This window comes from Syntrophomonas palmitatica JCM 14374, from assembly GCF_001311885.1.
Classification (GTDB): Bacteria; Bacillota; Syntrophomonadia; order Syntrophomonadales; family Syntrophomonadaceae; genus Syntrophomonas_A; species Syntrophomonas_A palmitatica.
In genome coordinates, this window is sequence record NZ_BBCE01000013.1 from 37,591 (window position 1) to 49,533 (window position 11,943).

At 49.2% G+C, this 11,943-nt stretch carries 13 protein-coding genes and 1 tRNA gene; 13 read left to right on the top strand and 1 reads right to left on the bottom strand.

Annotated elements, in window-relative coordinates; genetic code table 11:
- Nucleotides 1-120 precede the first annotated feature (120 nt).
- The 6 genes from JCM14374_RS08570 to JCM14374_RS08595 all read left to right on the top strand — a co-directional run bounded on the left by JCM14374_RS08570 (nt 121) and on the right by JCM14374_RS08595 (nt 4,665).
- Nucleotides 121-882 (top strand): ParA family protein, encoded by a 762-nt coding sequence (locus tag JCM14374_RS08570; protein ID WP_054696077.1) that lies wholly within the window; start codon nt 121-123, stop codon nt 880-882.
- 158 nt (nt 883-1,040) lie between these two features.
- Complete coding sequence (locus JCM14374_RS08575; RefSeq protein ID WP_242848925.1) at nt 1,041-1,757, top strand: ParB/RepB/Spo0J family partition protein; 717 nt, start codon at nt 1,041-1,043, stop codon at nt 1,755-1,757.
- A gap of 91 nt (nt 1,758-1,848) precedes the next feature.
- Nucleotides 1,849-2,055: a hypothetical protein gene (locus JCM14374_RS13550; protein ID WP_157049048.1), complete on the top strand. Its 207-nt coding sequence runs from the start codon at nt 1,849-1,851 to the stop codon at nt 2,053-2,055.
- Between the two features lie 458 nt (nt 2,056-2,513).
- On the top strand, nt 2,514-3,419 hold the full coding sequence (locus JCM14374_RS08585; protein ID WP_054696082.1) for a M23 family metallopeptidase: 906 nt from the start codon (nt 2,514-2,516) through the stop codon (nt 3,417-3,419).
- Between the two features lie 44 nt (nt 3,420-3,463).
- A complete protein-coding gene (locus tag JCM14374_RS08590; RefSeq protein WP_054696085.1) occupies nt 3,464-3,868 on the top strand; it encodes a bactofilin family protein in 405 nt (134 codons plus the stop codon).
- A gap of 164 nt (nt 3,869-4,032) precedes the next feature.
- The gene (locus tag JCM14374_RS08595; RefSeq protein ID WP_054696088.1) at nt 4,033-4,665 is read left to right on the top strand and encodes a phosphoribosyltransferase; all 633 of its coding nucleotides are present in this window, start codon (nt 4,033-4,035) and stop codon (nt 4,663-4,665) included.
- Here JCM14374_RS08595 and yyaC read toward each other — a convergent pair.
- Nucleotides 4,656-5,267, bottom strand: a complete 612-nt coding sequence (gene yyaC / locus JCM14374_RS08600) for a spore protease YyaC (protein ID WP_242848927.1) — start codon at nt 5,265-5,267, stop codon at nt 4,656-4,658. The genes JCM14374_RS08595 and yyaC overlap by 10 nt on opposite strands.
- A 235-nt stretch (nt 5,268-5,502) precedes the next feature.
- On the opposite strand from yyaC, the gene JCM14374_RS08605 reads away from it, so the two are divergent.
- From JCM14374_RS08605 to JCM14374_RS13555, 7 genes are all read left to right on the top strand, one after another.
- Nucleotides 5,503-6,597: a YkvI family membrane protein gene (locus tag JCM14374_RS08605; RefSeq protein ID WP_174876282.1), complete on the top strand. Its 1,095-nt coding sequence runs from the start codon at nt 5,503-5,505 to the stop codon at nt 6,595-6,597.
- 194 nt (nt 6,598-6,791) lie between these two features.
- A complete protein-coding gene (gene selA, locus JCM14374_RS08610) occupies nt 6,792-8,087 on the top strand; it encodes an L-seryl-tRNA(Sec) selenium transferase (RefSeq protein WP_242848916.1) in 1,296 nt (431 codons plus the stop codon).
- A 177-nt stretch (nt 8,088-8,264) separates the two neighbouring features.
- Entirely contained in the window at nt 8,265-9,878 is a 1,614-nt protein-coding gene (gene selB / locus JCM14374_RS08615; protein WP_242848917.1) for a selenocysteine-specific translation elongation factor, read from the top strand.
- A gap of 184 nt (nt 9,879-10,062) precedes the next feature.
- Nucleotides 10,063-10,164, top strand: coding sequence for a SelB domain-containing protein (locus JCM14374_RS14690; RefSeq protein WP_242848928.1), 102 nt, complete (start codon nt 10,063-10,065; stop codon nt 10,162-10,164).
- Nucleotides 10,165-10,186: 22 nt separating this feature from the next.
- The gene (locus JCM14374_RS08620; protein WP_054696089.1) at nt 10,187-10,891 is read left to right on the top strand and encodes an ABC transporter ATP-binding protein; all 705 of its coding nucleotides are present in this window, start codon (nt 10,187-10,189) and stop codon (nt 10,889-10,891) included.
- Between the two features lie 151 nt (nt 10,892-11,042).
- A complete protein-coding gene (locus tag JCM14374_RS08625; RefSeq protein ID WP_054696091.1) occupies nt 11,043-11,702 on the top strand; it encodes a CBS and ACT domain-containing protein in 660 nt (219 codons plus the stop codon).
- Nucleotides 11,703-11,819: 117 nt separating this feature from the next.
- Nucleotides 11,820-11,918: transfer RNA gene (locus JCM14374_RS13555), tRNA-Sec, on the top strand.
- Nucleotides 11,919-11,943: the final 25 nt, after the last annotated feature.

The window sequence follows — 11,943 nt, forward strand, 5'->3', positions numbered from 1 at the left end:
TGCTTTTTTCTTGCCCTTATAAATGCATATAAGGTATATTTTCATAAAGGACTATAAAAAAATCATCACAGATGAACCTAGATTAAGAATAGGTTTTATTTTTTAAAAGGCGGTTACCACATGGGGAAAATCATCGCAATAGCCAATCAAAAGGGAGGAGTGGGCAAGACCACTACGGCTATAAACCTGTCAGCCTGCATTGCCGGAAAGGGTAAACGGGTATTGCTGCTGGATTGTGATCCGCAGGGGAATGCCAGCAGCGGACTGGGGATTAACCGCCGCAGCCTGCGGTACTGTATGTACAACCTCTTGATAGAGGGGGTTCAAGCCAGCGAAATCATCCAGAATACCAGGATAAAAGGACTGGATGTACTGCCTTCCACCATCGAACTCGCGGGGGCTGAAGTCGAACTGGCCACTGCCGAAGGCCGGGATTTTGCCTTGCGCCGGGGTATAGCGGCCGCTGCCAATGAATACGATTATATTTTTATGGACTGCCCGCCTTCACTGGGGCTTTTGACTATAAACGCATTAAGTGCCGCCGATTCGGTTTTGATACCCCTGCAATGCGAGTATTACGCCCTCGAGGGACTTAGCCAGCTGACGGATACGATATCGTTGGTGCGCCGCCGTTTAAATGCGGGACTGACCATAGAGGGCATAGTGTTTACCATGTTTGATGCCCGCACCAACCTGTCGTTGCAGGTTGTAGAGGAGGTTAAAAAGCACTTTCGCGACCAGGTTTACAGAACGATAATTCCCCGCAATGTAAGGCTTAGTGAAGCCCCCAGCCATGGAAAACCCATAATTAGCTATGACCCTCGCTCCCGGGGAGCGGAAGTATATAATGAACTGGCAGCAGAGGTGATAAAACGTGCCTAAACAGGAAAAGGGCCTGGGCCGAGGCCTCGACGCCTGTTTGCCGATTCGGCCCAGGGTGAAGGCGAGGTAACCGAGCTTAATATTAATACGATTACCGCGCGGCTGATCAGCCCCGGCAGAAATTTGACCAGGAGTCGATCAAGGAACTGGCTCAGTCCATTAAACAACATGGTATTTTACAACCCCTGCTGGTTCGGCCATGTAAAAACGGATATGAGATAGTGGCGGGCGAAAGGCGGTATCGTGCGGCCTTATTAGCGGGCCTGGAGACGGTGCCGGTAATCGTGCGTGATATGGATGACATAGAAGTTGCTGAGATTTCATTAATTGAGAATCTACAGCGGGAGGACTTGAGTACGGTAGAGGAAGCCAGGGCCTACCGGCAGATGATAGATACATTCGGATATACGCAAGAGCTTCTGGCGCAGAAAATAGGCAAAAGCAGGGCTCATATCACTAACACCATGCGTTTATTAAATCTGCCGGATAAAGTCTTAAAGGTATTGGAGGAAGGCAGGATCAGTTCGGGACACGCCCGGGCTATGTTGAGCCTGGATAGCCATGAGAAACAGATGATAATTACTGCGGAGATATTGGAGAAAGGCCTGTCAGTACGCGAAGTAGAAGAAAGAGTGCGACAGGGCAGCATAAAACGAAAGCCGGTTAAAACCGTGGAAGCAATAGACATGTCAGAGTTTATTAAAGCCGAAAAAAATCCGGTTCACAACCCCGAGATTACTGAATTGCAAGAGAAAATGCAGGAACGACTGGGAACCAAGGTTGAAATCAAAGGCAGCAACAGGGGAGGACGCATCACCATTACATACTTCAGCGAAGAGGACCTGGAAAGGATAGTAGAATTGATGGGAATGTAGAGGGGGATACCAACAAACTGACTGGCGGGTCAAATGTTTCACGTGAAACATGTTCCGACCCGCCAGTCAGTTTGCGGATGTATAGGAAAGCATGGTTTGCAAACGGCTGTGGATGAGTGTAATTCGGGGGTGTGGGCGGGGCAACCGCAGTGATCGTGAACAGCCGTACCGCCGCTCTGTCATGGCTGAAAAACCGGGGAAAGATTGCTTCGCTATGCTCGCAATGACAGAAACTATGGCGTTTGCAGAAAAACTATGTGTTTGTCGTTGCGAGGAGAGCTGCGATGCGGCAATCTAAAAAAATAACGCTGATCGCCCGGAGGGCGAATTTGTTCCCTGCGTTGGCAATTGAGCCCGCCTTACCTTCCTGGCTTGGACAAAGCGTTATGCTTGCCTGGAGTTGGGCGGATGGCGTGGGTATGGATAGAAAATGTGGCTGGATTCGGGCAATCATAACGCTTTATCCCGCCGTCAGCCGGTCTCATGTTAACTTAAGGAAAAGACTATATTATAACCGAATGGCTGCGTTTCAGTTTTTATAACGGGTTGAGCCCGCCTTACCTTCCTGGCTTGGACAAAGCGTCATGCTTGCCTGGAGTTGGGCGGATGGCAATACCGCTGCCTTTCTGGAACCGCTTCCTTAAACCACCGCATATTCCTGACAATTTTACAAGCTGGCGTATTATTGTTACTATTACATAAAAACGGTCAATAATAATCAAGGGGCAGTAATTCTAGTTTAAGAAGAGGAACGAAATGAAAAGGAGCAAGAAGAAGAAGGACCAGTCCTGGAACCTGATAATAATGCCGGGCGCCACGGCCAAACCGTTTAACATAAATCTGTCCCGGGCTCTGCTGAGTACAGCAGTAATTAGTCTGGGTGTAATCCTGGTGATTTTTATCAGCCTGGGGTCGATTTATTTCTATAATCTCAAAGAAATTCATAATATGCAGCAGATCAAAGCCCAGTACAAACAAAAGAACATGGAACTGGAAGCGCTTACAAAGAACCTGGAGGATATAGCCGCCAAACAAAAGGCTATTGAAGAAAAACAGGAACAGGTTAAAAAACTGGTGGGGATTAAGAGCAAAAAAACCCCGCCGGGAAAAGACGCCAAAGGCGGGAAAGGCGGCGAGGATGAATCGTTTGTTGCGGGAGACTCATCTCACGCAGGGGAACTCTTGCGTCAATTAGAGCAGGACCTGGCGGCACAGGAAGAAGAACTGGAAGCCATAGTTTCCCGCGTAAACAAGGACCCGGCTTATTATCACAGCCTGCCCAACCAGTGGCCGGCTGAAGGAGAGGTAAGCTCAGAGTTCGGCTGGCGCCGCTCTCCTTTCGGATCTAGAAAAGAGACTTATCACAACGGCATAGATATAGCCAATGTTTCCGGGGTCACAATTGTTGCGGCTGGCGACGGGACGGTAACCTATTCCGCCTGGAAACCCGCTTACGGCCGGACGATTGAAATCTATCACGGCCAGGGGCTGACAACCCGTTATGGGCATAACTCTGCCCTGTTGGTGAAAGAAGGCGATAAGGTTAAAAAGGGTGATCCGATTGCTCTGATGGGGAGTACCGGGCACAGCACGGGACCGCATCTGCATTTTACCGTATTTCAGGGTGATCAGGCCGTGGATCCTATGCTTTATTTACCCTGAAAAAAGAACCCCTTATTATGTATGACCATCTCGGAGGTGTGATTTTGTTTAAAAAAGACAGGCCTTACCAGAACATTGAGAGCATAATAGCTGCCGGAGTGGAAATAAAAGGAGATGTTGCGGCGCAAGGGTCAATTCGCGTTGATGGAGCGGTTGAAGGGAAATTAAACCTCAAGGGTGACCTGGTATTGGGGGAAAAAGCGCATATTAAGGGCGAAATAAGGGTCAATAATATTATTTTGGCAGGAAAAGTCGAGGGAACGGTTCACGCGGGCGGGCGTCTGGAGATAACCTCCACCGGCCAGATGAATGGGGACATAATCTGCAGCTCCATCAGTATTGAAGAAGGAGGCATCCTGCAGGGATCTTCCCGTATGTCTATGAATAAGGAAAAAAGCGAAGTGTTTGTAAACAAAAGAACTCAGCGACAGGATAGTGAAAAAGGCTGAATTCACGGGATAGATTGGTGCTTTGCCGCTCGTAATGACACGATGGGACCGCATTATAAAGCACTGCAGGTCACAAAGCAGCGGTTTTCATCCGTGGCTTACGGCGTCCCGCAAGTATGGCGACAGCGTGTTCGCTCAAACCTTAAAATATGGGAGGTAAGTCGTTGTTTAAAAATCGCCGGGAAGCAGCATATTTGCTGGCCGAAGAATTGAAGCAGCGCAAGATAGACTTTGACCTGGTCCTGGGAGTACCCCGGGGGGGAGTTGTCGTAGCAGAAGTTATCGCCGGTTATTTTTCCTGTCCTATGGATATTGTCATGGCTCGTAAAATAGGGTCTCCGGAAATGGATGAATATGCTATAGGCGCGGTAACTCCCGATGGGGGAGTATTAATTCACGACCGGGTCATGCATCTATTGGATATAGACAAGGAAACCATTGACAGGATGGCCATGGAAGTACTGCGGCAGATGGAGAAACGGTTGTTATATTACCGTAAAAACCGGCCCAAGGTTGATTTAAAAGGCAAACGGGTACTGCTCACTGATGATGGCATAGCCACCGGGTTCACCCTCAAAGCCGCAGTGCATTATCTTAAACGGCAGGACAGTCAGGAAGTAATTATTGCCGTGCCGGTCAGCGCCGGGAACGCTTATCTGGATCTCAGGGAGGTCGTTGATGAAATTATCGCTTTGGAAATACCGGAAAGGTTTTATGCCGTAGGACAATTTTACGATGACTTTAGCACAGTAAATGATGATGAAGTCATTGCAATATTAAAACGCAATCAAGCATGATCCTCCAGGTGTTCAGCCGCATATTGCTGGCTGCGGCGGGTATAACGAAACTGCGCGATATAAAGGCTTTTAGAGATAATATCCGCCATCTGGTAAACCGTAAAAAGACGAGTATTCTGCAAGACCATATGTTCAAAAAAGCCCCCTACATTTACCACGCCGGAGATATGAAAATCCCCCACTTCAGGCAGAACCTTCTTAACTGCTGAACCGGGCTTCAGACTACCCTTTTTAATATTGATATACCCTATACGTTCAATATTTCCCAGGCAGGCGTCAACCGCTATCACCAGGGGCTGGTCAGCGTCTCTCATAATATTGTCCAGGGCCTCATGCAGATTGACCGCATGAACAGGCTCCTCCAGGGTGCCATATATGGAGGCAGACGGAAGCAGCGCCTTTAGGCGGCTTCCAACCAGGGGGCCCAGACAATCCCCAGTAGCCCGGTCTGTACCTATACACAGGTATATAATATCCCGGGAAAAAGTCGAATTCATCTCAAGTAAATTTGTATAAATAGCGTTTTCCAAGCGAGTCAGGCAGTGGGGATCCTCATAATGGCACGAATATTTTTCCGTAATATTAGGGGCCTTATTAACCACCAACGCTAATTCCTCCCTGCAATTCCATACTATGCCAGCAAGATTAGTTATGACTGTCAAATGTGATAAAGATATGGTAAAGCAAGGCCCTTCACCTTTGGCCAAAGGCGCAAGGGGACTTTAGCCTTCACATCTATGCTCAATATTCTTGACTGATGGGAATATTTTTATGCCGTATTTGCACAGGAAAGTGAATATTAATGAAGCATAACGTGCTGAAATCGAGGGATTAAAAATGCGCTCACTGAATGCGTCTATGATGCTGGTGATGGGATACCTGGGCGCGGTTGTCGGCGCCGGGTTCGCATCCGGGCAGGAAATCATGCAGTTTTTTGTGGCTTATGGCAGCCATGGCTGCAAAGGCGCTGTCCTGGCCACGATACTGTTCGCTTTAAGCGGGGGACTGCTCATGTACACCGCGCACCAGGCTAAAATCAGTAATTACCAGAATATGATCAGTCATCTGATGGGACCGCGCGCCGGGATTATAGTCGACGCTATACTGGCCTTATTTCTGTTTTTAGGCATAAGCACTATGTTATCCGCCAGCGGGGCTGTGTTTTACGAGCACCTTTATCTGCCCAAGAACCTGGGGATTTTTTTAGCTTATGCGGCAGTAGGAATATTTCTGATCACTGGCAAAAAGGGATTGATTATGTCTTATAATCTGCTGGTGCCTTTAAAGCTGCTGCTGTTGCTGCTGATCTCCGGGTACGCCGCCTTCTTTCTGAACAGCAGCCAACCGGCCAGTTTTACACCCTTGGTTTTGCCGGCCCAGCCTGAGTTTTGGGCGCTATCCAGCGTTCTATATGTAGCCTATAATTTTGCCCTGGCCATGGTGGTATTAACCGCTTACCAGCCGGTAACCAGCCGCAAAGAAGGGATAAGGGGTGCGGTTTGGGGAGGGCTGGTGTTGGGGACAATGGTAGTATTGAATTATCTGGCCCTGCACAAATATCTGCCCATGGTTCTGCAGTATGAGGTGCCGATGCTGTATGTTGCCGGGCAGATATCGCTGACAGCCAAAAGGGTTTATACCCTGGTCCTGTGGATGGGGATACTAACAACCGCCATAGCCAACGCTTACGGGTTTGCCCAGCGTTTTGCCCGTCTTACTGGGATTAGTTACAGTGCCAGTCTATTTTTGTGCATGACTCTGGCCCTGCCGGTATCGGGGCAAAGTTTTTCCGGATTAGTAGGAAAGATATACCCGTTATTCGGCATACTAGGAGTAGCCATACTTATAGCTTTATGCCGGAAAATAATTAAGGGCCTTTATTTAAAACTGACCGAACGATTAGGATTAGTGCCCAAAGGGTATTTTCGGTAAAATCAAAGCAGACCCGGCTCGTTTATTGTGCATAAGCGATTATAGTAATAGGTCACATCATACGTGAAAACAGCCTGTATGGGAGGGGCAAAAAAAAACTAATTCTGTGATAATCGCGGTTAATCTGTGGCTATTTTCGAATTAACATGCGTTATAATATTGACAAATTGATGCAAAACATCGGGGAGGTTTCGATGGCAAATTTAAAAAACATACCCCCTATAGACGAAATCCTGGCACAAAGGCCGGTATTGGAAATGATTGAAAAACATAACCGGGACTTTGTGGTGCGCATTATCAGAAAAGCGGTAGAGGATACCAGACAGGAGCTGCGCTCCAGCCAGAATGACCTGGAGCGGGAACAGATTATGGGCCTGGTTATAGAAAAAATGCGGCAAACAGCAGCAGCGCAAAGCCAGGGAAGCCTGAAAAGGGTTATTAACGGGACCGGAGTGGTTTTGCATACCAACCTGGGACGGGCGCCGCTCGGGGAACGAGCCCTGCATTATATGAGCGAAATGGCCAGGAATTACAATAACCTGGAGATGAACCTGGAAAAAGGGCAGCGCGGCTCGCGTTACGACCATGTCGAGGACTTGCTGCGGGAATTGACCGGCGCCGAGGCGGCGCTGGTAGTGAATAATAATGCGGCCGCGGTTCTGTTGGGCTTGTCCACTTTAGCAGACCAGCGGGAAGTTATCGTTTCCCGCGGACAGCTGGTGGAAATAGGCGGCGCATTTCGCATACCTGAAGTGATGAAACTCAGCGGAGCCAGGCTGGTGGAAGTGGGCACTACCAATAAAACCTATATCAGCGATTTTGCTGCGGCTATAAATGAAAATACCGCCCTGCTTTTTGCCGCGCATACCTCCAACTATAAGATAATCGGTTTTACGGCGGAGGTAGAATTGGCGGAACTGGTCAGGCTGGGTCAGGAAAAAGGCATAGCGGTTATGCAGGATCTGGGCAGCGGGATTCTCTATCGTTCCCCCAGCTGGAAGCTAGGAGAAGAACCAACGGTTCAGGAATGCCTGGCCGCGGGTACAGATATTATAACCTTCAGCGGGGACAAACTCCTGGGCGGGCCTCAGGCGGGAATTATCATCGGTAAAAAGGTTTATATAGAAGCTATGAAGAAGAACCAGTTAACCAGGGCCTTGCGCGTGGACAAACTTACGATTGCGGCCCTGGAAGGAACTCTGCTGGAATATCTGAACGGCAAACCGGACCAGAATATTCCGGTAATCAGAATGCTGGAATACAGCCTGGAAGACCTGGAAGAACGCGCGGAAAAACTATATATGACATTAGAAACAAGAATTCGCACCCATAAGTATATAGAAAAACTGTCGCTTATACGGCTGGATGATATGGTGGGAGGCGGGGCCTATCCCACCTATCTTGTCCCGGGATACGGCCTAGAGATAAGATTTAAGGGCATAAGCCTGGAGAACGCGGCCCAAAGGCTCCGTCTCATGAACCGGCTGTAGTTGTCCGCCGCCAGGAGGATGCCATGATTATCAGCGTGCGCACCCTGTTGGAAAAAGAGATAGAACTGGTTGCCGAACTGCTCTGCCAGGCTCTGGAGGATTAGACGGCCAATTTCTTAATTATACTCCGTATAAATCCTAATGAGACCGCGTTAATTACTAATCTGGAGGATAAAAATGAAGAGGTTTGTCATCGGCACCGCCGGGCATATAGACCACGGCAAAACCACCCTCGTAAAAGCGCTTACCGGGCTGGACACCGACCGTCTCAAGGAGGAAAAGGAAAGAGGGATATCCATAGAACTGGGCTTCGCTCCGTTTGAATTACCCGGGGGACAGAAGGCCGCCATAGTGGACATGCCAGGGCACGAACGCTTTATCCGCCACATGCTGGCCGGAGCCTTCGGGATAGATATAGTCCTGCTGACTATCGCCGCTGATGAGGGAGTAATGCCTCAGACCCGCGAACACATGGATATTATTGAGCTGCTCGGGGTTAAGCAGGGGATTATTGTTATAACCAAAAAGGATTTAGTAGATGAAGAATGGCTGGCTCTGATGGAAGAGGAAATCAAGGACTACATTGACGGTACTATTTTACGCGGATCACCGATAATAGCCGTATCAGCTCCGAAGGGTGAGGGCATACAGGAACTGTTGGCGCAGTTGGAAAAAATGGCCGGGGAGGTGCAGGAAAAACCAGCTTTTGGTCAGGCGCGCCTGCCGATTGACCGGGTTTTTACCATATCCGGGTTTGGCACCGTGGTTACCGGGACCCTGTGGTCCGGCAAGATTCACACCGGGGAAACCCTGGAACTGATGCCGGTTAAACGCAACGTAAAAATACGTACCCTGCAGGTACATAATGAAAAAGTTGATGACGCTTATGCCGGGCAGCGAGTTGCGGTTAATCTGCAAGGCATAGAAGTAGCCGATATTAAACGCGGCTACCTCCTGGCCACTCCCGGTTATCTGACTCCCAGCTATCGCCTGGACACGCGGCTGCATTTACTTAAAACCAGCCCGCGCAGCCTGAAAAACTGGAATCGCATCAGGTTTCACCTGGGTACTGATGAAACCCTGGGCCGCATCGTCCTTCTGGATAGGGATGAAATACTGCCCGGGGAAGAGGCCTATGCCCAGATTGTCATGGAAAAAGCCGTAGTAGCCGCCAAAAGCGACCGTTTTGTTGTGCGCTTTTATTCGCCGGTAACAACCATTGGCGGAGGTATCATCATCGACCCCGTGGCCCCCAAACAAAAGCGTTTCCGGGAAGACGTTCTGGACGAACTGGCCATAAAAGAAGAAGGCAGCCTCTACGATATTCTCCTGCACGAACTGGAAACCAATCCTGAAGAAGTCCTGGCGGTACAGGAACTGGCCCGCCGCACCGGGCAGGAACAGTCCCGGGTTAAAGAAGAAATGGAACAGCTCAAAGATGATGAAAAGGTATGGGAACTAAAAGATCAGGGTTATATAAGCATGTACGGGCTGCAGCTGATAAACGAGCACATGGTTAAAACCCTGGAAGCCTACCATAAACAGTATCCCCTTCGTCCTGGATATCCCCGCGAGGATATGCGCAGCCGTTTCTTCAAAAACATAAACCCCAAGGCCTTTAACCTGCTTATAAAATACCTGGAAGACCAGGGCAGCCTGAACAGCTTCAATAACCAGTTAATGATAGCTGGACACCAGCCAGTTCCGGGTGAAAAACTGCAGGGGATCATTAATCAAATAGTGCAAAGGGCGGAAGCAACCTGTTCAGCCCCCCGGCTCTGGAGGAGTTAAAAAACTTGAGCGGACAGGGCGAAGCAGAATTCGCGGAATTGATCGCTTACCTGCTTGATACCGGCGTATTAATAAAAGTCAGCCGGAAATCTATTTTTCCAAAAAGGCTATAGAAGAGGGTCAAAGAATACTAAATGAATATTTTGCCAGGGAAAAGGAGCTCAGCCTGGCAACGGCGCGGGATCTGTTCGATACGTCCAGAAAGTATACCCTGCCGTTGATTGAATATTATGACAAAATACGCTTTACCCGCCGGGTGGGGGATATGCGGGTGCGTATGGGCTGATAAGAGAGAGGAGCCTCGTTTGATGCTGCGAATAGATGAAATCGATGTGTATTACGGCGCTATCCATGCCCTAAAAAGATTGTCCCTCGAGGTGGAAGAGGGAAGTATAGTAACCTTGATCGGGGCCAATGGAGCAGGCAAAACCACTACCTTAAAGACCGTTTCCGGCCTGCTGCGTCCTAAAACCGGCAGGATTTTATTTAATAATAACGACATAACCAAAATCCCGCCGGAAAAAATCGTGGGCCTGGGGATATCTCAGGTTCCCGAAGGCCGCCGCGTATTTCCTTCCCTGAGCGTACTGGAAAATCTGGAGATGGGGGCTTACCTGCGTAAAGACAAGAAAGCCATCGCGGCGGACATGGAAAACGTGTTCAGCCGTTTCCCGCGCCTGCGTGAACGCAGCAAACAACTAGCCGGAACCCTTTCCGGAGGCGAACAGCAGATGCTGGCCATTGGCCGCGCCTTGATGGCCCGGCCCAGCCTGATGCTGATGGATGAACCGTCTATGGGACTGGCGCCGCTGCTGGTCAAAGAGATATTCTCTATTATTAAGGAGATAAATCAACGCGGCACCACCATTCTGCTGGTGGAGCAAAACGCTAATATGGCACTGTCCATTGCGGATAAGGCCTATGTTATCGAAACCGGGGAAATAGTATTGCAGGGCAGAGCCCAGGAGCTTATGAACAGCGAGGAAGTTAAGAAAGCCTACCTGGGCGGGTAGGGGAAATAGACCTATTTAACACAGATACACACAGAATTGCGAAGTGACCGGGAAAGATTGCCCGGAGAGCGAATTTGTTCTGGGCGCATTAACCGGCCGATGGTGAAACTTGAGTTATCCGCGTCTATAGATTTTGGAAGGGGGATTTAAGGTGAAAGTTAAGGACCGTATGAAGGAAAATGTGCGCACGGTGGATATGAACGACAGCATCACGGAAGCCTTCCGCTTGATGAAGGAAAACAATATCCGCCGTCTGCCGGTTATGGAAAATGGCAGCCTGGCCGGGATAATAACCCTGGCAGACCTTAACCAGGCTTCGCCGTCATCAGCCACCAGCCTCTCAATTCATGAACTGAATTATATATTGGCCAGAACCAGGATACGGGATATCGTTCCTAAAAAGCAGCAGCTGCTTACGGTCGATCCGGAAGACTATATCGAAACCGCCGCCAAAATCATGCGGGATAAAAAAGTTAGCGGGCTGCCCGTGGTTCAAAACGGCAAATTAGCAGGCATCATTACCGAAACCGATATTTTTGGAGCCTTAATAGATATCTTAGGCGTACACACGCCTCATACCCGCATAGATTTCATTGCCAAAGACCGCCCCGGCAGCCTGGCCGAAATTACCGGGCTGATAGGTGCGCGGGGCATTAACATATCCAATATTGTGGTTTATTTTGATGAAAAACTGGAGAAATATAAGGTTATCCTGCGGATGGAAACACTTGATTACCAGCCAGTTATTGATGATATGATTAGCAAAGGTTATGAAATAGATTCGGTATTGACCCAGGATGGCAGCGTTTAAACCAACACCGTCAGCAACCAGATCACAGAAACCTGGCCGCTTGGCGGAGAGCTATTTGACATTTTACGACAGCGGTTATATACTCATTAGTGCGGCTGCATAAGCCCGCAGACATACGGAGGCGGATCGGTCCTGGTGGGCCGCCTGGACTTCAAATCCAGTCTGCGCCGTGGTGGTCCCACGGTGGGTGTGTTCGATTCGCACACGCCTCCGCCAAATGAAGACAGATTTGCCGGCTTTC